16 protein-coding genes and 1 tRNA gene are annotated in these 23,717 nt (G+C 59.3%); 14 read left to right on the top strand and 3 right to left on the bottom strand.

Annotated features, from left to right (window positions below; genetic code table 11):
• The first annotated feature begins 25 nt into the window (after nt 1–25).
• From C1722_RS15250 to C1722_RS15210, 9 genes are all read left to right on the top strand, one after another.
• A complete protein-coding gene (locus C1722_RS15250; RefSeq protein ID WP_102380192.1) occupies nt 26–1,288 on the top strand; it encodes an isochorismate synthase in 1,263 nt (420 codons plus the stop codon).
• Nucleotides 1,278–3,080, top strand: coding sequence for a 2-succinyl-5-enolpyruvyl-6-hydroxy-3-cyclohexene-1-carboxylic-acid synthase (gene menD / locus C1722_RS15245; RefSeq protein WP_102380191.1), 1,803 nt, complete (start codon nt 1,278–1,280; stop codon nt 3,078–3,080). The genes C1722_RS15250 and menD overlap by 11 nt, the downstream gene beginning before the upstream one ends.
• Nucleotide 3,081: 1 nt before the next feature.
• Nucleotides 3,082–3,927, top strand: a complete 846-nt coding sequence (menH, locus tag C1722_RS15240) for a 2-succinyl-6-hydroxy-2,4-cyclohexadiene-1-carboxylate synthase (protein WP_180995301.1) — start codon at nt 3,082–3,084, stop codon at nt 3,925–3,927.
• Nucleotides 3,928–3,977: 50 nt separating this feature from the next.
• Nucleotides 3,978–4,817 carry a 1,4-dihydroxy-2-naphthoyl-CoA synthase gene (gene menB / locus C1722_RS15235; RefSeq protein WP_102380189.1) on the top strand — a complete coding sequence of 280 codons (840 nt, stop codon included), beginning with the start codon at nt 3,978–3,980 and terminating at the stop codon, nt 4,815–4,817.
• Nucleotides 4,818–4,881: 64 nt separating this feature from the next.
• The gene (gene menC / locus C1722_RS15230) at nt 4,882–7,779 is read left to right on the top strand and encodes an o-succinylbenzoate synthase (protein WP_102380188.1); all 2,898 of its coding nucleotides are present in this window, start codon (nt 4,882–4,884) and stop codon (nt 7,777–7,779) included.
• A 120-nt stretch (nt 7,780–7,899) separates the two neighbouring features.
• Entirely contained in the window at nt 7,900–9,393 is a 1,494-nt protein-coding gene (locus C1722_RS15225; RefSeq protein ID WP_102380187.1) for a basic amino acid/polyamine antiporter, read from the top strand.
• A gap of 94 nt (nt 9,394–9,487) precedes the next feature.
• Nucleotides 9,488–10,915, top strand: a complete 1,428-nt coding sequence (locus tag C1722_RS15220) for a helix-turn-helix transcriptional regulator (protein ID WP_102380186.1) — start codon at nt 9,488–9,490, stop codon at nt 10,913–10,915.
• A 179-nt stretch (nt 10,916–11,094) separates the two neighbouring features.
• The gene (locus C1722_RS15215; RefSeq protein ID WP_102380185.1) at nt 11,095–12,957 is read left to right on the top strand and encodes an FAD-binding protein; all 1,863 of its coding nucleotides are present in this window, start codon (nt 11,095–11,097) and stop codon (nt 12,955–12,957) included.
• A gap of 176 nt (nt 12,958–13,133) precedes the next feature.
• Nucleotides 13,134–13,910, top strand: coding sequence for an arginine deiminase family protein (locus tag C1722_RS15210; protein ID WP_102380433.1), 777 nt, complete (start codon nt 13,134–13,136; stop codon nt 13,908–13,910).
• A gap of 188 nt (nt 13,911–14,098) precedes the next feature.
• On the opposite strand, the gene C1722_RS15205 is transcribed toward C1722_RS15210, so the two are convergent.
• The gene (locus tag C1722_RS15205) at nt 14,099–15,520 is read right to left on the bottom strand and encodes a response regulator transcription factor (RefSeq protein WP_180995300.1); all 1,422 of its coding nucleotides are present in this window, start codon (nt 15,518–15,520) and stop codon (nt 14,099–14,101) included.
• Between the two features lie 267 nt (nt 15,521–15,787).
• On the opposite strand from C1722_RS15205, the gene C1722_RS15200 reads away from it, so the two are divergent.
• From C1722_RS15200 to C1722_RS15190, 3 genes are all read left to right on the top strand, one after another.
• Entirely contained in the window at nt 15,788–16,399 is a 612-nt protein-coding gene (locus tag C1722_RS15200; RefSeq protein ID WP_102380183.1) for a hypothetical protein, read from the top strand.
• A gap of 146 nt (nt 16,400–16,545) precedes the next feature.
• A complete protein-coding gene (locus C1722_RS15195; protein ID WP_180995332.1) occupies nt 16,546–18,144 on the top strand; it encodes an FAD-dependent oxidoreductase in 1,599 nt (532 codons plus the stop codon).
• 780 nt (nt 18,145–18,924) lie between these two features.
• Nucleotides 18,925–20,253 carry a hemolysin family protein gene (locus tag C1722_RS15190; RefSeq protein ID WP_102380181.1) on the top strand — a complete coding sequence of 443 codons (1,329 nt, stop codon included), beginning with the start codon at nt 18,925–18,927 and terminating at the stop codon, nt 20,251–20,253.
• Between the two features lie 76 nt (nt 20,254–20,329).
• Here C1722_RS15190 and C1722_RS15185 read toward each other — a convergent pair whose 3' ends face one another.
• Nucleotides 20,330–21,121, bottom strand: coding sequence for an amidohydrolase family protein (locus C1722_RS15185; RefSeq protein WP_102380180.1), 792 nt, complete (start codon nt 21,119–21,121; stop codon nt 20,330–20,332).
• A gap of 288 nt (nt 21,122–21,409) precedes the next feature.
• On the opposite strand from C1722_RS15185, the gene C1722_RS15180 reads away from it, so the two are divergent.
• Nucleotides 21,410–21,486: transfer RNA gene (locus tag C1722_RS15180), tRNA-Met, on the top strand.
• Between the two features lie 260 nt (nt 21,487–21,746).
• Here the strand turns inward: C1722_RS15180 and C1722_RS15175 are convergent.
• Nucleotides 21,747–21,959: a helix-turn-helix domain-containing protein gene (locus tag C1722_RS15175; RefSeq protein ID WP_180995299.1), complete on the bottom strand. Its 213-nt coding sequence runs from the start codon at nt 21,957–21,959 to the stop codon at nt 21,747–21,749.
• 175 nt (nt 21,960–22,134) lie between these two features.
• On the opposite strand from C1722_RS15175, the gene C1722_RS15170 reads away from it, so the two are divergent.
• On the top strand, nt 22,135–23,667 hold the full coding sequence (locus C1722_RS15170; RefSeq protein WP_146040700.1) for a helix-turn-helix transcriptional regulator: 1,533 nt from the start codon (nt 22,135–22,137) through the stop codon (nt 23,665–23,667).
• Nucleotides 23,668–23,717 lie beyond the last annotated feature (50 nt).

Below are 23,717 nucleotides of genomic sequence, written 5' to 3'. Positions count from 1 at the left end.
ATATCCGAGTGAGTGCGGTGATCCAGTGACCAAAATCTATACCTATACGCAGCCGGTCGATGCCGATATCGTCGATGCGTTCTGCGTGCTGCAGAAGGGCTTTACCGATCAGTTCGTGTTCTACGACAAGTCGCGCAAGGCGCGCTTTATGGGCTTGGGGCGCTGCATCGCGCTGCCGAGCCTTCGCGAGGTCGAGTACGTCGTGCAGGGCGAAACCGAGCAGCCGCCGATTCTCTTTTCGTTCAACCGCTTCGACGCCGAGAACCCCAAGCCCGCTGACGAGCTGTTCGCCTCGTTCCCCCGGCTGTGCCTCATGCTTCCCGAGGTGGTGCTGATCGAGAACGAACAGGGAAGGTTTCTGCAGGTTAACAGCCTGGGTCCCGTGTATGCGGGCCGCGTCGCGCGGTTTTCGCGGCACATCGCCGAGGCCAAGCCTCGCACGCGCATAACGATTCCCTTTGAGCTTGAGAGGGATTCGCGCGAAGCGTGGGGCGAAGCGGTCGGGGCGGGGCTTGCCGCCATATCCGAGGGCCGCGTCGACAAGGTGGTGCTGTCGCGCAGGCAGAAGCTCGTGGCGGCGAACCCGTTCTCGTCGAAGGATCTGCTCGTGAACCTTATCGACGGGCCGGCTCGTGGCACCGTGCTTTTGTACCGCTACGGCGATGTGTTCTTCTGCGGCTGCACGCCCGAGCTGCTTGTGCGCAAAGACGGCGCATCGGTTGAGAGCATGTGCCTGGCAGGAACCACTGCCGCCGGTGCCGACGAAGCCGAACGCGAGCAGTTGGCTTCAGAGCTTTTGCACGACGGGAAGAACCTGCAGGAGCATGCTTACGTAGTCGATTTCATCAGGGAGGTGTTTCGGCGCAACTGCCATGACGTGGCGATTCCCGATCATCCGGGCATCCTTGCGCTCCAGCACGTGCAGCACCTGTACACGCCCGCGTCGGCGCAGGTGCTCGAAGGGAAAACGCTCATGGGGCTCATGGGCGAACTGCATCCCACGCCCGCGCTCTCGGGCGCGCCGGTAGGCGAGGCGCTCATGCTCATCCGCCAGATCGAGGCATACAACCGCGGTTTCTTCGGCGGGGCGGCCGGCTACATCGACGGCGACGGCAACGGCGAGTTCACCGTTGCTTTGCGCACGGGCGTATTCGATGGCGAAATCGGCTGGGTGTACGCCGGGTGCGGCATCGTCGAGGGTAGCGTGGCGGACGACGAATACGACGAGATCGATATGAAGCTCAAGACGATCCTCTCCGCGTTCGACGGGGGCGAAGATGGCCGCTAGCATCGAAGCGCCCCAGGCATCGGCGCTCTTCCTCTCGGCGTTCTTCGACGAGCTTATCGCGTGCGGGGTGCGCGATGTGGTGGTGAGCCCCGGCTCTCGCTCGACGCCCCTTGCGATGGTGGCGCATGCGAGCAGCCTGAACCTGTACGTCGATATCGACGAGCGCGGGGCGGCGTTCTTCGCGCTGGGGTTGGCGAAGGCATCGGGCAGGCCGGTGTGCATGATCTGCACCTCGGGAACCGCGGTGGCGAACTACTATCCGGCGGTGCTCGAAGCTGAAACCTCGCGCGTGCCGCTTATCGTGTTGACGGGCGACCGCCCCCCGCGCTTGCAGAACCTCGGTGCGCCGCAGACGTGCGATCAGCTCAAGGCGTACGGCGATCACGTACGCCATTTCCAGCAGATGCCGCTTGCTGCTGCGGAAGAGCGCGACATCGCGTTTGCGCGCCAGATGGGAAAGACCGCGTTTGCCAAGGCGGTTGGCTCGCCTCCGGCGTTCGGCGATCGGGGCGAACCGTTTTACGGCTGCGCGGGAGATGCGGGCCCCGTTCATTTCAACTTCCCCCTCGACGAGCCGCTCAAACCCGACTTGTCGGTTGAGGGCTTGTTCCGAGCCGGCCGAAGCGAAACCGGGTTCGAGGAACCTTTCGTCGCGGCGGCGTCTTCGCTGGACGCGCGGCAGGTGCAGCCCATTCTGGCAGCGCTTTGCAACAAGCGCACCGTCGCCCTCGTGGGCGAGGGAACATGCTTCAGCTTCGCCGAACGTACGGCGCTCATCGAATGGGCGCACCGCTTCTCGCTCCCTCTTCTTGCCGATCCTTTGAGCGGCCTGCGCTCGTCGGACGACGAGCTGGTGATCGATGCCTACGACAGCATATTCGCACGGGGCGAGCAGCCCCCTGTCGAGTGCGTTATCCGATTCGGACGCTACCCTGTTTCGAAAAGCTGCTTTACCTCGATCTGCGCGTGCGGCGCCGTGGGCGAGGGTGCTCGGCCGGTCCAGATCGTCGTGGATGCAGTGGATACACGCGATTTCAACGCGGCAACCGACCTGTTCGTACGCTGCGAGCCCCGCGCCTTCGTGGAAGCGCTGCTTGCGGCTGCGGACGGTGCGTGCGACGGGGCAAGCCGGGCGAGTGCGGCCGAGTGGATGGCGGCGAACGAGGCGGCGCATGCGCGCATCGAGCGGATCGGCGAGGCTGCCGACGACGTAGAGGCCTCCTATGTAGCCAAGGCGCTCGAGCTCGCCCCCGACGGATCGCTCGTGTTCGTGGCCAACTCTATGTCGATTCGCCTGATCGACGCCATGTACCTTAAATCGGAAAAGCAGCTTTCCGTGCTGTGCAACCGAGGCCTCAACGGTATAGACGGCACGGTGTCTTCGGCGCTTGGGGCTGCGCAGGCGTATCGCCAAACCACGTTCGTCACCGGCGATTTGACGATGCTGCACGACCTCAATGCGCTCGCGCTTCAGCGCGAGCTGCTCGAGCATCACGGCGGCAGCGAGGCGGCGAGCATTGTGATCGTGCTCCTCAACAACTGCGGGGGCGGCATATTCGAAACGCTTCCCCAAAAGTCGGACGATGCGTATTTCGAGCGGCTGTTCCTCACGCCCCAGCGCGTCGATTTCGGGCAGGCAGCGCGCGCGTTCGGCGTACCGCATACGGCGGTCGAAGGTGTCGACGGCTTTGCCCGTGCCTACGAGAAGGCCCTCGGCGTACCGGGCATCAGTATGATCGAGGTTCCCCTTGCCCTCGATGGGGTGGGCGAGCGGTTCGGGCGGTATCGGTAGCATGGCACCTGCGCGGGAAAGCTGGTTTGAGCATCACGGCATCCGCTATCGTGTGTGCGAATGGGGGGATGTCGGCAATCTGCCGGTCGTGCTTCTGCATGGTTTCGCGCAGAGCGCAGAATCGTGGTGCGACGTCGCGCCGTCTCTCGCGAAAAACCGCTTTGTGGTTGCGTTCGATTTCATCGGTCACGGGAAAAGCGATAGGCCCGATGATCCCCTCTCGTACGAAATGAGCGCGGTGCTCGATGCGCTTTCGGTATTTTTGGCCGAGCGCTTCAGCCGTAAGATCGCGCTTGTCGGCTATTCCATGGGAGGCCGCATCGCGCTCGCCTTCGCGTGCGGCGAGCCGAACAGGGTCTCGGCGCTTGTGCTCGAGAGTGCAGGCCTCGGGCCCAAGACCGGCCAGCAGCATGCCGCCATGCGGCACCGCGATGCGGATATGATCGAGCGGCTCTTGTCGGTGGACATCGAGACGTTCATGGACGAGTGGGAGCAGCTGCCGATCTTCGAGACGCAGAAGCGCTTGCCAAGCGAGCTGCGCGATCGCGTGCGGCGGGAGCGCATTGCGAACGATCCGCGGGCGCTTGCCTACACCGTTCGGGGAACCGGGCAGCACAGCATGATCGATTACTCTTTGCATATCAAGCATCTGCCCATGCCGATTTTGTACATTGCGGGGATTCTTGATAGAAAGTATCTCAAAATAGCGGAAAATCTAGCACACGAAGAAAATGTCTCTTGCGTGCTGCTCAATACGGGGCACAACACCCATCTTGAAGATCCGGAAGCGTTCGCCAGGCAGGTAGGCGGGTTTCTGGACAAGCAGGCGAAGCGTGCCGGCCGATGAGGGCGGAACGCGGATTGCCGGAGGCAGGCGCGATACAGGGAAGGACGGCTATGGGCGACATCGCGTGGAAGAGGGGCAAATCCTACAAGGAGATCATCTACGAGACGTGCGACGGGATCGCCAGGATCTCGATCAACAGGCCGGAGCGCCGCAATGCGTTCACGCCGTTGACGGTGAACGAGCTCTACGATGCCTTCACTGAAGCGCGCGAAGATGCCGCGATCGGCGTCATCATCCTCACGGGAGCGAATCATGGCGGACGCCATGAGGACGAGGCGTTCTGCTCGGGCGGCGATCAGAAGGTACGCGGCAACGGCGGCTACGTGGGCGATGATAACATCCCGCGCCTGAACGTACTCGACCTGCAGCGCCTTATTCGCGTGGTGCCCAAACCGGTCATCGCCATGGTGAACGGCTACGCCATCGGCGGTGGACACGTGCTCCACATCCTGTGCGATCTTTCAATTGCAGCTGAGACGGCTAAGTTCGGGCAGACCGGCCCTAAGGTCGGCAGTTTCGATGCCGGATACGGTGCGGGCTATCTCGCCGCCATCGTCGGGCAGAAGAAGGCGCGCGAGATATGGTATCTGTGCCGCCAGTACACGGCAGCGGAGGCGCTCGAGATGGGCTTGGTGAACAAGGTCGTTCCCTTCGAAGAGCTCGAGGAAGAAACCGTTAGCTGGGCGCGCGAGATGATGCAGTTCTCTCCGACGGCCTTAAGATTTCTTAAGGCTTCTTTCAATGCTGCAACCGATGGTTTAGCCGGCTTGCAGCAATTCGCAGGAGATGCCACTCTTCTGTACTATACGACTGATGAAGCGAAAGAGGGACGCGACGCTTTCAAAGAGAAGCGCCAGCCCGATTTCGACCAATTCCCGAAGTTCCCCTAGGTTCGGCGAGCGGTACCGAATCTGCGGAAGCGCGTATCCATGAAACGAGGTTGGGGACGGACGCGTGATACAGCGGTTCGAACAGACGATGCGGAGGCGGCCGCACGACGTATTCTTCCAATACGTCGACGGTGCGGGTAATCGACGCGCCTTTACCTACGAGGAAACGAAATTCTCGGCTGCTGGCTTGGCGATGCGTCTGCGCGATCTCGGCATTTCGCGCGGTACCGGCGTTGCGGTCGATATGCCCAACTGCCCTGCGTTCGTATTCATGGCGCTTGCCGCGGCATACGGGGGCTTTACGCTTGTAGCCCTCAACCATCGCCTGACCGACGAGGAGAAGGCTTCGCGCCTTGCCGATTTGCGCATGTCGAGCGGCATCGAGGTGCCGAGAACGCTTACCGAACGCGATGTTGCCAGGCTTCTCGACGGAGTTCCCGGCGGCTATGACGTTGCCTACCGTATCGAGCATGCGATGGGGACGCCTGCCGGAGCGCAAGCCGTTGCCGACGCCATGGCGCGCGACGAGATTCAGCACGGCGCGCGCGGACGTGCAGCGGACAACCATAAGCCGGCTTTGCTCTCCCGGCTGTTCGGGAAAGACGACACCGGGCGCGAACAGGCGGCGCGGTCGCGCCGGCAGGACGGGACGGCTGCGGCTGGACGAGGGGGCGAAATCGATTCGCGGGCCATCGTGAACTTCGCAGAGCGCGCCCGCGCCGGGTTCGACCACGGGTTTTGCGCGCTCGTCATGTTTACGAGCGGAACGACGGGCAGGCCGAAAGCCGTTGCCCTCACCTGGGATAATATTAGGGGCTCGGCGGAATCATCGAATGCGGTGCTCAACCGCCATGGCGAGGGCCTCTGGCAGTCGGCGCTTCCGATGTTTCACATCGGCGGTTTTCAGATACTCGTGAGAAGCGTTCTCAACGAAACGCCGTTCATCCTGTACCGCCGCGCCGATGCGCAGCGGATACTTGCCGACGCCCGCGAATACGGAGCGACGCATATCTCGGTGGTCGATAAGATGCTCCAGGATCTGCTTGCGGCAAACGACGACGATACGCTTTCGCACTACCGGTGCCTGCTGCTGGGCGGCGCTGCCCCGAATCCGGCTACCCTCAGCCGCGCCGTTGCGGCCGAGGCGCGCGTCTATGCGAGCTACGGCATGACCGAAACGGCAAGCCAGATCGCCTCGGCTCGGGTGACCTCGTCCTCGGCTGGTCCGCTGACGCTTTTGCCCGGCTACGAGGCTCGCGTGGTGAATCCCGACGAGAGCGGTGCAGGCCAGCTTGCCGTGCGCGGACCGGGCGTGTTTCCGGGCTACCTCAACGCGCGGACCCCCTCCACGGCCGACGGGTTTTTCCTCACGGGCGATACGGCGACATGCGAGAGGGGCAAGCTCACCGTATTCGAGCGGACGGGCGATATGTTCGTTTCGGGTGGCGAGAACGTGTACCCAGCCGAAATCGAGCGCAAGATCATGCGCGTGCCCCAGGTGAGCGATGCCTACGTGTTCGGTGCCGAAGATGCTACTTGGGGGCGCAGACCCATCGCCTTCGTGGAGCGTGAGGTTTCCTCGCCATCGGCCGGCGTTACTGCCCCGCGGGCGTTCGCCGAAACCGTTCGCACGAGCTTGCAGCGACGTGTATCGAAGCTCTATCAACCTAAACAGATTTTCGTGCTCGACGATTTCCCCCGTACCGGTGTCGGCAAGACCGATCGGGTCGCGCTGCGGCAGGCTTACGACGAGCGGATAGAGATCAAGCGCGTGACGCTCTACCGGATCGACCAGAGGCTCGTAACGCCGTTCGCCACGGCGAAGACCACCATGAACTCGCGCGAGTCGATCATCGTCGAAATAGAGGACCATGCGGGGAGAACGGGTATCGGCGAGTGCGTGGCGTTTGCGACCGATTGGTATCTGCCCGAAACGCTTGGTGACGACCTGATCGTTCTCGAGCACCATCTGATTCCCTTGGTTCTCTCCCAGGTGTACCTGCATCCGGGTGAAGCTTCAGCTGCATTCGCCGAATGCGATGCAGCGAGAGCGTACCCGCTCGCCCGTGGAGCGCTCGAGCCTGCTCTGTGGGACCTGTACGGCAAGATCGTCGGCAGGCCTCTGTGGCAGCTTATCGGCGGCGCACGCGCCAAGCGCGACACCGAGGCGGGCGCAACGGTTCCCTCGTTGCAGACGCTTGCGACGGCCGAGGTCCGCGCCGGCGTGGTGCTCGGCATGATGCCGGTTGATAAAACGCTCTCCGAGGTAAAACGCTATGTCGAGGCGGGCTACGATCGCGTGAAGCTCAAGATCAAACCCGGGGACGATTATTCTCGCGTTCGCGCCGTGCGGGTGGCGTATCCTCATCTCACCATCATGCTCGATGCGAACCAGAGCTATACCGAACGCGATCTCCCAGCACTCAAATCGCTCGACACCCTGGGAATCCGTTGCATCGAGGAGCCGCTCGATCCGAAGCGCGCGCCTTCGGTCGGTCCGACCGATCTGTTCGCCCGGCTCGCCCGATTGCAGCGCGATCTCACGATGCGCGTCTGCCTCGACGAATCGGTGGTAACCGAAGGCGATTTGTCGCGGGCGCTCGAATATCCTGAGCTGACGTGCTATGCCGTGAAGATCGGCAAATTCGGCGGCGTGCAGCCGACGCTTGATTTCTATCGCGAGGCTCGAAAACGCGGCATCGAACTGTGGATGGCGGGCATGTACGAAACAGGGGTGTCGAAACGCCTTCATGCGGCCTTCGAGACGCTGCTCGGCGTGAACATCCCCGGCGATATCAGCGAAACGTCGCGTTATTTCGAGCAGGACATCACCGATCCGCCGTTTACGGTGCGGCAGGGCGTTGTCGTGCTCAATCAGAAGGGGCACGAGGCGGGACTCGGATGCGAGCTCGACTATCAAGCGCTCGATACCGTACTCATGGAGCGGCGCGATTACCGGTAGCCGCATGTGCGCACCGAGCGTCGCATATCCGAATTATTACAACGCGGTGTAAGCTGGTCAGTTTTTCAGGAGTATCGAGTATTATGTATCCGTCCATCATACAAGACGGGGTGATACAACATGAGCGAACCATCAGCGTCACCGGCCGTGCAAACGGAAAGCGCGTCCGGCATCGCCAAACCCGAAGGCGGACTTGGCATTTTTCGTTTGGTCACCACGGTCATCACGCTTATCGTGGGCGGCGGCGTGTTCACGCTGGCGGGCGATCAGGCGGCGGGGGGCGCAAGCGGCGCCGCCGTGCTGACCGCATGGGGCATCTCGGCGGTCGGCGTGCTGTGCCTCGTCATGACGTTCTTCGCTCTTTCTCGCGTGAAGCCCAAGCTCAAGGGCGGCATCTACAGCTACGCGAACGCGGGGTTCGGCGATTTCCTCGGGTTCAACAGCGCATGGGGCTACTGGATCAGCGCGCTTCTGTGCACGGTGAGCTTTTCAGCGCTTCTGTTCGGGGCTCTCTCGTACTTCTTCCCGATATTCGGCGGTGGCACGAACCTGCCGTCGATCATCGGTGCGAGCATTCTCATCTGGTTCTACGTGTTCCTTGTCTCGCGCGGCATCAAAGAGGCGACGGGTGTGAACGCCGTCATCACCATCTCGAAGTTCGTTCCCATCTTCGTGGCCATCACGGCTATCGTCTTCCTGCAGAAGTTCGATCCCGCCATCTTTATGGAGAACTTCACGACGGGTGCGGTGCCCGGTATGCCGTTCTTCGATCAGGTGAGCAGCACCATGATGGTGACCATCTGGGTGTTCGTCGGTATCGAGGGCGCGGTGGCCATTTCGGGCCGTGCGAAGAAGGAGCGCGATGTGGGCAAGGCCACCATCATCGCGTTCGTGTGCGTACTTTCGATCTATCTGATGGTGAGCGTGCTTTCCATGGGCGTTATGCCGATGTCCGAACTGGCCCAGCTTGAGAATCCCGCGCTTGCGGGCGTCATGGAGCACGCAGTGGGGCAGTGGGGCGCCATCCTCATTAACGGCGGCGTAGTGCTTTCACTTGTGGGCGCGATGCTCGGCTATACGGTGCTTTCGAGCGAATCGCCGTACGAAGCGGCCGAGCAGGGCGTGTTCATCAAGGCGTTCGCCAAGACGAACAAAAAGGGCGCACCCATCGTTACGCTTGTGGTCACGAACATCATCGTCGAGGTCTTCTACGTCATCATGCTGTTCTCCGACAGCACCTACCAGTTCTTCTACACGCTTTCGGCGGGCATGATTCTTTTGCCGTATTTGCTTTCCGCCGCGTACTTCGCCAAGATCACGTTCACCGAACCGGGAGCGTTCAAGGGCAAACTCGGCGGCAGCATCGTTTTGTGGCGCATCTTCGGTATCTTCGGCGTACTCTACAGCTTCTTTCTCGCGTGGGCGTCGGGCGCGGTGGGGCTTACCCTCATGTCGCTCTTGTACGCGCCGGGTATTCTCATGTACATCAAGGGGAAGAAGGAACGCGGGGAGCCCTACCTCAAGAGCACGGTCGACCGTGTGGTGGTGGCGATCATTCTTCTGGCGGCCGTCATCTCGATCGTTCTGTTGGTGACCGGCCAGGTGGTTTTGTAGCTCGCGCCGTTTGGGGCAAAAAGATACAATAGACATGTTCGCAAGAAACCGCTTCGAGCGGTTTCTTGGCTATACCCGACGATAGGTTGGACTTATGGGCTCATCGGGCGAGGCGCGTTCATATTCCAAAGAAAACGAGAAGCGGCCGAGGCTGAGTTTGCTTACCGTCGGCTTGGCGGCGCTGTTTTCCACGCTCTTGATTTTTTCAGGTGCCATGACTTCGTTTCTTGCTCATGAGGGGGTAAGCGATTTCATCAGCCTATACGCTCGTTCAGCTTTGGCTTCGGTGCTGGTTGTTGCCGCATCGGTTGCCGGGTTCTCCTTGGCGGGGAAAAGCATCCCCCTCAAAGCGATTTCCGGGGTGGGCGGCGTCGTCCATCTCGTAGCGAGCGCGTTTTTCTGCTATCTGGTTTTGGCGGGCGACCAAGGTGCGTCGCTAACATGCTTCGGCGGTGCTGCAAGCGGCGTGGGCTGCGGGCTTTTGTGCTTGGTTTGGGGCAAGTTGTTCAGCCGATTTCCTTTGAGCGGCGCCCTGCTCAATGTAGCTGCGGCGAGCTGCGTTGCGGCGATAGTCTATGCATGCATCATGCTCGCTCCCACGCTTGCAGGCGTTGGCGTGTTCATGGTTTGCGCTGCGGTTTGCGCGGTTACGCCGTCCCTGTTCGATCATCGCGCGTTGTTGGAGCATGAGAGTACGAAGGGCCGAGGTTCGGAAAAGGCCTCTTCGCTTCCCTCGTTTTTCGGGGTGGTTGCCGAGCCTGCGCTGGGACTGCTGGTCTTCGCCTTCATCATGGGGATTACCTGTTATACCTATACGGAGTGGTATTCCGATTATCTGCTCGCCTCGTTCGTGGCATCCGCCATCTTGGTGGTTCTGGCGTTTCTGAGGCTTAAGAAGCCAATCGTGCAGCCGTTGTATCGAAACATCATTCCGCTGCTTGCCATTATCATGCTGGCCGTATCGAGCATGAGCACGGCTCTGTCCGGCGAATCGGCAACCGAAATGTTCTGCATGTTTTTGCTCTACTCGTTCGCGGCAACGCTGACGGTGGCAACCCTGTGCGCCATAGCGCACGCATCCGAATTCAGCTCGGATTTCATCTATTCGATCGCTTTGGTGCTGTTTGCGGCCGCTTCTTTGGTTGGATTGAGCTGCTCGGAGATTCTCTCCGAAGAAACCATCAGCGTGGTGGTTACCGCCGTGACAACGCTGTACGCTGCCGTCATGCTCGTTGCTCGAAGCGTACGGCAAAGCGGTGATGCGCTTATCGACGAGGATGGGCTCGAGGAGGACGGCTCGCAAACGCTGGGCGAGCGGTGCGCCGATCTCGCCCGTGCGTATTCCCTCACCGACCGGGAACACGAGATCCTCGAGCTTTTGGCGCGCGGATATGCGAGTGCCGAGCTCTCGGAGACACTGTTCATTTCTCCCAATACGGTAAGGACTCATATTCACAACATGTACCGCAAGCTCGGGGTGGCTTCGCGCGAAGATCTATCCCAGCTTGTTCGAGATCGCTGAGTTTTCTCAATTGGGATAATTAAGACTCTGAACGGGTATGATAAAAACTAGAATCCATCCGTTGACCTTGTTTCGCAAGAATTCAACGCCCCTACGTATTGTCTAAACGCTTCTCGCCTTCGGAAAATGCAAGCGCTTCAACGTGAAGCGGCATGCAAACAGATACAAGGAGGGAATGCATGAGCGTATCAAGACGCAGTTTTCTGAAGGGCATGGCAGGGGCCGGTCTTGTGGGAGCCACTGCGGGGCTGATCGGCTGCTCGCCGCAAAAGGAAACGCAGGGCGCAGCGACTCCCGAAACGGGTGCGGCCAGCGAGCCGATTACCGTGCCGAAGGGCTATATTTGCAGCGAAGACTGGCTCGGCGAGGCTCCGGCTGTCGGCGAAAGCGATATCGCCGAGACACGGAGCTTCGATGTGGTCGTTGTGGGCGGCGGGCATGCGGGAACGCAGGCGGCGCTTGCGGCCGCTCAGCTTGGCGCATCGGTTGCGGTTATCGAGAAGCACAAGGACGGCGAGATCGTGTACCGTGGCGACGACATCTGCTCGTACAATTCCAAGTTGCTTGAGGGCTGGGGTTTTGGTCCGTACAACCTCGAGGACATTACGAACGAATACATCCGCCGTGCTGCGGGCAGGTGCAACAGCGAGGCGATCAGGACATTCGTGTACAACTCCGGCGAGATGATGGACAACCTGGTTTCACTCGTTCCGGAAACCTCGACAGTGTTCGATTACGAGGGCAAGCAGTGTACGGTGCAGATTGCCTTCGAGAAGCCCAACGGGTCCGATTATCCGATCCTCAACGGCGGCCTGCATCAGTGGGCTTCGACGCTGCAGACGCTGAACTCGATGAACGAAGCGCCGATCGGCCGCAATGGACTTACGGGCATTACACGCCTGGCCGAGCTCGAAGTGTACTCTCGAGAAGCTGCGGAGGATCTCGGCGCGACGTGGCATTGCAACGAGAGCGCGGTTGTCTGCACGAAGGCCGACGACGGAGCTGTCACGGGCGTCATCACCCAGGACGGAGAAAGGAAGTACATCAAGTACGAGGCCGCCAAAGGCGTTATCCTCGCAACAGGAGACTTCGGCGCGAATACCGACATGGTGTATCAGCTGTGCGACGAATGCGGCGAGTACGCCGAGCGTCATGGCGTGGATCGCGAAATGCTCACCGGCATGACCGACTGCGACGGCTCCGGCCACAAGATCGGCTGCTGGGCGGGCGGCGCTATCGAGGGGCATCCGCGTCCTGTTGCAGGCAGCGCCCCTGTCATCGGTTTCGGACCGTGGGGTTCGACGCCGTGCTTGTGGATGAACTGCCAGGGCAGGCGCTTCATGAACGAGGAGTGCAGCGCCCTCTTGCTCGCGCAATCGATTCGCCAGCCCATTTCGCAAGAAGGCACGATGGGCAACTTCGCTGTCATGGATAAGAAGTACATGCAGTACGTGCAGAAGTGCGGCCTCGATCACGGTTCGCCGAACTGGGGATTCGAGCAGGGCATGGAGGCGTTCGACAAGGCGATGCAGGCGACGCCAGAGAACGGCAGCATCAAAGTGACGACTATCGTTATTGCAAGCTACAGCGAAGAGCAGAACAAGATGCTGACCTACGACGTGTTCGTGGGCGATACGATGGAGGAGGCCATGAAGAACGCCGGTCTTTCGGGCGATGCCCTGGCAACCGCGCTCGAGACGGTCGAGCAGTACAACGAGCTTTGCGCATCGGGAACCGATACGCAGTTCGGCAAGAGCTCGGACATCATGATTCCCATAAACGAGGCTCCGTTCTACGTTGCAATTCAGGCGACTTCGGCGCTGTACGGCCCTGGGTTGAACACGCTTGCGGGACTGTGCGTAAACGGTAATTACCAGGTGTTGACCATGGACAAAACATCGGTCATTCCCGGTTTGTACGCAGTCGGCAATACGATGGGCGAGCGGTACGGGAATTCGTACAGCTGTCCGTCGGCCGGCAACAACATGGGCAATGCGCTCACGAGCGGGCGTGTTGCCGGAAAGCATGCGGCCTCGGCGTAGCGGCAGCTGAAAAGCGCGAAGGCGGTAGCGGGCGGGTCCGACAGGGCTCGCCCGTTTTGCTCGATGACAGCTTGAAAACCCTTTCGGCGATCGCTTCCAATTTCACCAAGTTGGTGGATAATCGATTCAGCAACAGTTCGCTTAATCCATCGCGCAAGGCGGTGGCCGAAGGAGGAATCGCAATGTTTACGAACGTGATCGTCAGGCGTCCGAGCAAATCGCTGGTAGACGGCATCACCTCTGCCCCTGAGCTGGGAAAGCCCGATTACGAGCTGGCGCTCAAGCAGCATGACGACTACATCGCCGCGCTCAAGGAATGCGGCGTCGAGGTGACGGTTCTGCCGGCGCTCGAAGAGTTTCCCGATTCCTGTTTCGTAGAGGATACCGCCGTCATTACGCGCAAGGGTGCCATCATCGACAATCCGGGTGCCGGTACGCGCAATGGCGAGGCGAAGGCGATGGAGCCGACGATTCGCGAGTTCTTCGATGACGACCGCATCGCCTACATCGAGGCACCCGGAACGCTCGAGGGCGGCGATGTCATGATGGTGGGCGACCACTTCTTCGTGGGACGCTCTGCTCGTACCAACGAGGAGGGCATCCGCCAATTCATCGAGATCCTCGAGGGCTGGGGCCTAACGGGTTCCGAGGTTCCGCTCGAGTACGTGCTGCACCTCAAGACCGGTGTGAACTACATCGAGGATAACAACATGCTCGTATCGGGCGAGTTCATCGAGAAGTCCGATTTCGCCGAATACAACAAGATCGTGATCCCCGAGGACGAGGCGTACGCCGCCAACTGCATCTGGGTCAACGGCACCGTGATCGTGCCCGAGGGATACCCCACCGTACTTGAGAAAATCCAAGAGGCGGGCTACAAGACCATCACGGTCGATACGTCCGAGTACCGCAAGCTCGACGGGGGCTTGAGCTGCCTGAGCCTGAGGTTCTAGAATCCGCGTATCCCAAGGGGTACAATGCAGCGGTACGCAACTTGGCGAATGTGCATGGCGAGCGCTCCTCCGGGGGCGCTCGTTCGCTGTTCGGGAGCGATGCGGACGGCGCGCCCGACCCCCGTCGACGGCGGGACGGATTGGCTGGCGCTGCGCGTTCGACGGCCCCGGTTCGCATCGGACCGCGTTCAGCTCTGCCCACCCGCTTCCTCCGGTGCGGTGTCTTCGAGTAAGTCGAGCAGTTCTTGGCGCGAATGCACTTTGAGCTTTTGATAGATATGGCTCGTGTGGGTGTTGACGGTGTTCATCGAGAGGTGAAGTTCTTCCTGAATGCGCGGAGCCGACCGGCCCTTCGCTATGAGCCTCAGCACGTCGGATTCGCGACGCGAGAGCTTTCCTATGCGAACCAGTCGATCACAGCGGTCTTCGAGCGGAGCCCCTGCTTCCGTTTGGGCCTCGACTTTGACGAAGATGGGAATGCTGTAGCGGTCGGTGAACACGAACGAATACGTTGCCACGACGAGGATGCCCAGTACCACCGATACGACGCCGAGCAGATCGGGAATCGCGGGTTCGAAATGGCTGTAGGCGTGGAACATGCCGAAACCGAGCAGCAGATCGAGCGAGAAGGCGATACGCGTAAGCGAGAACACGAGTGTCGGGGAGGTGCGGTAGCGCTGGCAGAAGTTGAAGGCGATGATCATGATCATGATCTTGAACAGGAACGCGCCGAAATTCGTAACCCCGTACATGAACTCGAAGCTGTGCTGCGCATAGGGCATGAACAGAACAGCCGTCATTGTGAGCAGAAACGAGATGCGGTAGACAAGAGACATGCGGTGGCTGTGGTCGGCGATGATGACGACGAGCATGATGGAGCAGGCCACCTTGACGATGAGCAGAATAAGGTTGAGTCCGCCCGAGTAAAACAACAGGTCGGATCCTTGCAGGTAAAAGTTGCGCATGAATTCATCGATGAAGCTGATGACGAAGATGCTGCAACAGAGCAGAAGCAAAGCCTTGCGCTGCCCGGTGCGTTTGGGCGGCAGAATCGGTTCGCTGACGAAGGTGTCGTTGCGGGGGTTTCGCACCAAGAGAAACGCCGAGACGAACGGCATGGCCGACGCGATGCAGACGACGATCCACGGGCTCAGCTCCGGCAGGTAGGCTACGGCGGTGAGTACGTACATGAACAGGCTGTTCACCAAAACGCTGAGTACGAAGCCTATCAGGTCGTCGGCTTTGCAGAACGCCTGGTACCACGCGACGAAGAACCAGCCCGAGGCGATGCCCGTAAGCGCTCCTGCGACAATCTGCAAGACGACGTCTATCGCGGTATCGCCCGAGGAGAACGGGATGATGAACGTGCCGATGCCCGCGCAAGCCGCTAGTGCGAAGATGACGACTCGGTTTTCGAACAGCTCCTCGAATCGTTTGGTGAGAACGAGCGCGGGAACAAGCGAGACCGCGCACACTCCGAGCGATATCTCGTATACACTCACCGACGAGTTCTCGGGAAACAGTTGCGGTGCAAAGAAGCACAGCGTAAGCCAGAGCTGACAGAGCGCAAATCCGATCGTCATCGGGATGTTGGCGCGGTTCAGCTCCATTGCAAACTTCGAACGAATGGATTCTTTGGCGTTTCTTTCCTTCTTTTGTTTCCGATCAGTGCTCATAAGCCCCTCGCAAACCTCACTAGAAACTGGTGAATTTCTCCCCTGAAATGCAAAACACCACGTCAAAAGCGCAGATTGCATTGCATTTTTCCCCTTAAAAACTATTTCACATCTTTCCTTCGATGGCAAGCAGGCATCGGTTTTCTACCATTGCCCTATCAACCCGCCCGAAACAGCGGGCGGTCGGGAGAAAGGGAGGCGATGGGGAAAGCCAAGCCGATTCACAAAGTGCTGATCGCGTTCGCCGCTGCGGCGATCGCCATTGCGGTAGCGGGATGCTCGCCGCAAGAGCCTGCGGCAGAAAAGCCTGCCGAGCAAGGTGGCGGCTCGGATAGCGCCGTGCAGGTTGCGTGGTCGCCCGACATGGATTGCGCGACATGCCATGCGACGGAGGGCGCGACGATGGAGGACGGCTCGATGGGGGCATGCATTCACGTGCAGGAGGCGCAGACGACGTGCATCAGCTGCCATGCAGACGAAGCGGCACTCGCCGACGTTCACAAGGAGGCGACGGCGACCGACACGATGCCGAAGAAGCTCAAGGCAACGGTGGTCGATGCTGCCAGCTGCCAAGCGGCGGGATGCCACGATCTGAGTGCAGACGAGATGCTTGCATGTACTGCGACCATTACCGATCTGACGGATTCGCAGGGAACGCAGGTCAATCCCCATGAGGTCATGGGTTTGACCGACGGGCACGCCGACATCCTATGCTCGGATTGCCACAATATGCACAAAGCCGAAGTCAATGCGGCAGACACGTGCGTCAGTTGCCATCATGCCGGTGTGTACGAGTGCAACACGTGCCACTAGGTCGATCGGCTGCTTGCGGGTTCGCTGCGTGCAGCAGCCGATGGTTTGCGGCTGGCGATAACCGCCGCATGTCGCGACTGGCAACCGAGTCAAGGAGTACCGCGTATCCGAGGGTGCGCGTCACACGACAAGGGAGAGGATTCAACATGGAGCAAACACGGAGGGATTTCATCAAGGGAGCCGGACTGGTCGCGGCAGGTGCTGCGGCGTTCACGGGAGTGACGGCGCTCGCGGGTTGCAGTTCGCAGCCTGCCGAAAAGACAGCCTTCGAGACCAAGCACGAATGCGACGTCGTGGTTGCCGGCGCCGGCATCGGCGGTTTGGCGGCAGCGGTGAGCGCGGCTGAGAAGGGTGCGAACGTCATACTGGTCGAGGCTTCGCAGCATGTCGGGGGAACGAGCCGCTTCGCCGCAGGTGCGTTCGGGCCGCGGTTCGGCGCCGAATGGGAGGCCGCTTACGCCAAGGCTCCTATGTCCGACCCGGAGCTCGGCAAGCTTGTCTGCGACAATTGGGGGTCGTATGTCGAGTGGATCGACGGCCTCGGTCTCACGACCGAGGAGCTCGCCCCGGGCAGCCCGTACGTATGGATGGGCGGCAAGCGCCCCGCCGAGGAGGGATCGAAGAGCTACACCGACGAATACCTGCAGCAGTTCGGCGATATCTTCGTTGAGAAGGGCGGCACGACGCTGCTCGGCACTCGTGCGATCAAGCTGCTGACCGACGACGCCGGTGCCGTAACCGGACTCGTTGCCGAAGATGCGGAAGGCCCCTTCGCCATCACGGCAAAAGCCGTCATCCTCGCAACGGGCGGTTGGCAGTGCGACAAGGAGATGTGCACCAAGTACATCGGTCGTCACGCCGATCTCGGACAGGCGCAGTGCGTGCCGTACCTCGACGGATCGGGAATCAAGATGGGTGTCGAGGTGGGTGCCCAGCTTTCGCGCAGCTTCGGCTCGTACTACGGGCATCCTCAGCCGTGGCCGATGACGTACTTGAACGGCGTCGATACGCCTGAGGGATACGAAGCTGTCGAGAACGTCGACGATGTGCACATCCTCTACTACGGCACCACGGAGCACTCGATACAGAGCATGGGCATCTACGTAAATACCGAAGGCAAGCGCTTCGTCAACGAGGGGCTCGGATCTTCGCTGGTGAACCAGGAGGTCATGCAGCAGCACATGGCGCGTGCTTACCTGATTCTCGACGAGGGCGTGCGCGATATCATCCGCCAGACTCCGTTCTGCAACGCTGCGGTTATCGGCGGCGACCGCATCGACCACATGATCGAGAAGGGCATGACCGTGGTGCAGGCCGATAGCATCGAGGAGCTCGGTGCGAAGATCGTTGCCGAGACGGCCGACGGAGTGAGTTTCAACGCGGCCAACATGGCGGCGACGGTAGCTGCGTACAACGAGGCCGCTGCCGCTGGAACCGCCGAAGCGCTCGAGGTTCCGCATCTCGGAACCGTGCCCGCAACGCCGCTTTCGACGCCCCCGTTCTACGCGATCCCCGTCGTCGGCGGCATCATGGCCACGTTCGGCGGATTGAAGATCAACACCGACACGCAGGTTATCGGCACTGACGCGCAGCCGATCGCGGGCCTGTATGCGGTTCCCGGCGCGGCGGGCGGCATCATGAACGGCGACTACTGGTGTGTGATGAGCGGTTATTCGGTGCTCGGCCGCCTTTCGGGCGAGGTGTCGACCGCGTACGCCCAGAGCGCGGGAAGCGCCGAGAAGTAGCTGGCGCCGCATGGGCGGCGCGCGGCTAGCTGCATAGTGAACTGCGTGGGAGCTGCGTGTTGAACCGCATTGCAAGACGCACCGTGGGCTTCGCGGCGAACTGAGCGAAAACTGCGCAGTGAGCCGCACAGCGAGACTGTACTGAGATTTCGGATGCCGCATCGGCTGGTGCGGCATCCGCGGTGTGGTGGCTGAAAACGAGCGGTTTTCGGGTTCCCTGCGGTCATGTGCGGGCAGCCGTTCGCCCGATGCGTCCCGTCAGGTGTTGGTGCGGGCGCGTCGATTCCGATCAGACGGCGGAAAGGCGAATTCGTGGCAGGAAAGCGGAGCTATTCGTCGTTGTTAGACTCCTCTTTTGCAGATGGTTTAACAGTTGTTTCTCTGATCAGGTACGATGAGGCAGCCCTGTGAGGTGACCGCGCCCTTCGGCGTTCAAAAGAGGTTCGGGCGACGAATATCTTCGTTTTCCTGCCACGAACTTATTGGCCGAAGTCGAGTCTTTCTCGGCGACGCTTGCGGGCGTTTCGTTTTGGGTTGGTGTATTGTTGCGGCAGTACGGTACGGGAATACGCGGCGCTAAAGGGTCGTATCGGTACGTGCTGTCGGCTATGCAGCCGCTCAATCGCTGTAACTCTTCTGGATATTGCACGATGATCCTGCGCGGCATGCCAGAACCTGATACAACAGATAAGGACAATCAAAACGCTGCTATTGCATAGGGACGGTGTTGAGGAACCGCCCACGGCAGTCTTGACAACCGACGTAAGGAGACCCGCTTTAATGCCCGTTGCGCTAAGCCTTTTTCTTGTCCTGTTCTTTCTCTTGATGAACGCTTTCTTCGTTGTTTCGGAATTCGCGCTTGTCCGCGTGAGAAAATCCCAAGTCGACATCGCCATCGAGGAGGGGAGAGCCGGTGCGAAGTACACCAAGCTCGTCGCCGACAACGTTAACGCTTATCTTTCTGCTTGCCAGCTTGGCATCACGCTCGCTTCCCTTGCACTCGGCTGGTTGGGCGAGCCCGCAGTTTCCGAACTCATTCATCCGCTGCTTGCCGCCATCGGCTTGCCCGATGCTGCCATCTCGGCCATTGCGGTCGCCATCGGCTTCATCATCATCACAGCGCTCCACATCGTGGTAGGCGAGCTCATTCCCAAATCGCTCGCCATCTTCAGCACGATGAAATACGCGCTTTTAACCGCGGCGCCCCTCGTATGGTTCTACCGCATCACGTATCCCATCATGTGGCTGTTCAATACGATTACGAACGGCGTCATGAAGCTTGCGGGCCACGATGTGGCCAACGAGCACGAGGTGTACACCGGCGAGGAGATCAAGCTCCTCATCGACGAGAGCACCGAAAGCGGCCTTATCGATGCCGACCAGAACACGTACGTGGACAACATCTTCGATTTGGGCGACAAGGACGCCGAGGCCATTATGACCCCGCGTACCGAGCTCATCTGCATCGATCTCGAAGACACCCTCGAGGAGAACGTCAAGACGATGCAGCAGTACAAATACACGCGTTATCCGGTTATTCGCGGCAACAAAGACGATGTTGTCGGGTTCGTGCACATCAAGGACCTGTACAGCCTGCCTGCGGGCTCCACGATGGAAGACCTCAAGATCCGCACGATCCATGCGGTGCCCGAGAGCATTCCGATCGCGAAGCTGTTGCAGACCCTGCAGGAGAAACGTACGAAGATCGCCGTGGTGGTTGACGAGCACGGCGGTACTTCGGGTATTGTGACCATGAGCGATATCATGGGTCAGATCGTCGGCAAGCTCGATGACGAGTACATGCACGATGATACCGACGAGGTGAAGAAGCTCGCCGACGACCACTATCTTGTGGACGGATCGCTTCCGATCGACGAGCTGTCCGAGCTCATGGGCTTCGAGCCTGAAGAGGCTGGCGATTGCGAAACGGCGGGAGGCTTGCTGTTCGATCTGTTCGGGCAGATTCCCGAGGTTGGCGACAAGGTGTCTGCTGAAGAGGGCGATACGAAGGTCGATTTCACCGTCAAAAAGATGGACGTGCGCCGCATCGATAAGATCGACATGGTGATCGAGCGCGCCGAAGACGAAGAGAAAAAAGACGGGGAATAGGGACGACGGCGTATAGGCCGAACGTTTGAACGGCAGTTTCGACGGCGCCCATCGGGCGCCGTTTTGCATGGAGATGCTAGTTGATTTTCTCGCCGAGGAACCGCTCGGCATTGTGCCAGAGCATGTTTTCAAGCTCTTCGTCGGTGAAATCGATGTTCGTGAACGTGTTGTACTCGTCGACGGGATTCCACATGGGGAAATCGGAACCGAACAGCACGCGCTCGGTGCCGTACAGACGGCAGAGTTCCTTGGTGCGGCGCTTACCGAGCCAGAACATCGAGCTCGACATGTCAACGAAGCAGTTTTCGCTGCCGAGGTAGTCGAGTGCTACTTCGGGCATCGACCAGCCGCCGAAGTGGGCAGCATCGACCACGAGCCTTGGGAAGGTGTTCAAGACGTTCTTGAGGCGGCGGGGGTGCGAGTAATCGTGGCGGTAATCGCCCATGTGGATGATGATCGGCAGGCGACCCTCGATGATTTCGTACACGCTCATGAGCCGTGGGTCGTCGAGGTTGACTTCTTGGGTGTCGGGGTGGATTTTCATGCCTTTGAGGCCGAGGCTTACGGCTCGCTCGATCTCTTTTTCCGGCTCGGGGTAGTCCTGATGCATGGCCATGAAGCCCGTGAATTCGGGATGCGCTTCGCATTCGCGGGCGATGAAGTTATTGATCGATTCCACCGCTTCGGGTTTGGTTGCGACCGAATGTACGATGAAGTTGGTGATGGGGGCTTCGTTCATGGACGAGAGCAAATGGGCGGACGTGCCCTCGCCGTACATGCCGATGTCGTAGAACTCGCCGATTGCGTCAACCGCTTTTGCGGCGATTTTCTCAGGGTAGATGTGTGCATGGGCGTCGATGACGGTCATTTTTCGGTACCTCGGATTCGGTTGTGCAGGCATCTGCGTTGTTCGACTTGATTGTAATACAGCAACCGCGTGGATGGCTGAAACGAAAAGCGAATGCCTCACAATACAGGCGAATCGTCACAACGAACGGGCTCTTTGAGACTCTATGCGGCCGAAACCGGGCCTTAAATACGAATGTTTTATGGAGGCGAAATCATTTCTTGCGCAGATGATATCGGCAGAGTATTATATCTTCTTGCCGCTTTTCCTGTTCTTGATATATCGAATGGATGCAAGTTGGCACCATAGTGCGGGGTGGAGCAGTCTGGTAGCTCGCCGGGCTCATAACCCGGAGGTCATAGGTTCAAATCCTGTCCCCGCGACCAGAAATTTACAAGGCCAGCTGTTTTGCTGGTCTTGTTTCTTTTCCGGATAGGCGAATAGGATATCTTTCCGTAGCCCGAAAAACGAAAAGCGTCCATGGTTGGTTGTGGTGGCATTCCTGACGGTATGCTGCTGAGGCGAGCAGGCTTGTTTCTTCAGCAGCTTGGGCGACGGCAGATTGCTCATAACCTTTGGGTGTAACTATGGTTCAACTATGAGAAACGAGCGAGTTCGGGCAACGAAATCAGTTTTCGGTTTGAGCCTACAACCCCTTAGTCAGATCGCTTACTTTGACCCCGAGGCCATCGGCGATCTTGCAGAGGTTTTCGATGCCAATGTTTCGACGTCCGCTTTCGACATCAACTAAGTAGGAGTGGCTAAATCCGACCATTAGTGCGAAACGACGCAGCGAAATATCTTGCTCCTGACGCCTGGAGCGAATTGTTTGACCTAGTTTTGCTTTGCGCTCATTCATGTCCATGATAAATTAGAGTATGTGGTATCATAATTGGATTGGTATTAAATATAGGACCGTATAGACAGAAGGTGATGCCCGGAAAAGCGATCGGGGTTTTGTTCGCTCGGGCAGGGGGAAATGGCTTGCGGCCAGCATGCAGCCTATCGTAAACATATCTGATCAGTGAAGTTGATTGGGGGCGGCAGATATCGACGGGTTGAGGACAAAGAGGGTAGGGCAAGATGGAGCTGCGCTAAACGTACTGGTTGATAGGGGGGCGGTTGCTGAAAGTGGCAAGTCTATTCCTGACGGACGGTTGATTCTGGCTGCAATTGGCTTCGGGTGCTTTCTGACGGTTCAGACATACTGTGGTTTGAGCATTGCACTTCCCCTCGCTTTTGGGTATGGCGAATCATTCGCGGTTACCCTTCGCATCGCTGCCATTTTGGCGATGTTGGGGGTGTTTGTGCTTGGATATGCACAGGCAGACTGGCTCGTTATGCATCACGCTTCTGTTCTTATGCCGGCTGTAGCCGTTGGCGTTGTCCCGTTCCTTGCCGAGGCTGTTGTGCTTTGTTTTGGGGCCACACTGGGGTTTGTCGCTATCTTCACCTGGGTTTTGCTTGGCATAAGTTTTGCTGCTTCTGGTTTGCTCTGGTGTCTCATATTGAGCCATAACTCCATGAGGCAGAATATCCTTACGGTTGCGACGAGCGCATTCTTCAGCGTACTGCTATACGTTTCGGCCTGTGCCGCGCAGCCTCTGCAGTTGGGTTTGATCGGGATGGCGATCATCATTGCTGCAGAGGTGGCGATCTGCCGGCTGCTCATGAAGAACGTCGATTGGGGCAACTATCTCCGCGAAGAAGACGAGAGTGTTTTTCGGGAATCGAGCAAGAAGGCGTTTTGGCTTGCATGCCATAGCGCGGCGTACGGGGTCGTTCTGATTGTAACGGTTTCGCTGGGGTTGGGACCGGCCCTCATCGTAGGGGCTTGCGGGGTTATTGGCGCCGCCTTATCGATCATGGCCAAACACTGGTCGCTCAACAGAGTGCTGAAAAGCCAGCAGGTCCAACAGCTGTCGCTGCCGTTTATCGTCGCCATTCTCTTTCTGATTCCCTACTGCAACGAAGCGGCGTTGATCGTGTGCGCCGGCCTGAACGTGGCCTTTAATGCGTTTGCCATGGTTCTTTCTTGGTGCGAACGCAGCGAGCTCAACCAGGAATTCAGGATTCACTCCATTCGAAGGTATTCGAAGGCAAGCATTCCCAACTGGATCGGGCTTCTCATCGGTACGGTTGTCGGCTGGTATGCGTTCATGCGAAACGAACCGATAGAGCAGAGCGCTCACTTCATCCTCATCGGCCTGGCCTTTCTGCTGCTGCTCTCCTTCGTGCTCTTGATCTCTGAAGAGAGCAGGAAAGCCGAAGCCATAAGCAGGCTCGGCGAAGTCAAGCTCGACGAGAGGGATGAGACGTCAGACCATGATGGCCGATTCATCCGCGCATGCAAGAAGGTCGCCCAGAACCACGGACTGTCGCCTCGAGAAACCGAAGTGTTTCTTCTGCTGGCGAAAGGCCGCAACGTGGAGCGAATCGAAGAGAAGCTCGTCATCAGCAACTCGACAGCGAGAACCCATGTCTACAACATATACAAGAAGCTTGGGGTTGGCTCGCATCAAGCCCTGATCGATATGGTCGAGGCCGAAAAGACCGACATGCTCTAAGGGCCATCCCAGCAACTGCCGAATGCCCGGGCATTCTTCGGAATAATGCC

The organism is Raoultibacter timonensis (genome assembly GCF_900240215.1).
GTDB lineage: Bacteria > Actinomycetota > Coriobacteriia > Coriobacteriales > Eggerthellaceae > Raoultibacter > Raoultibacter timonensis.
The sequence above is the reverse complement of the archived record's forward strand: the minus strand, read 5'-3'. Positions and strand labels throughout refer to the sequence as shown.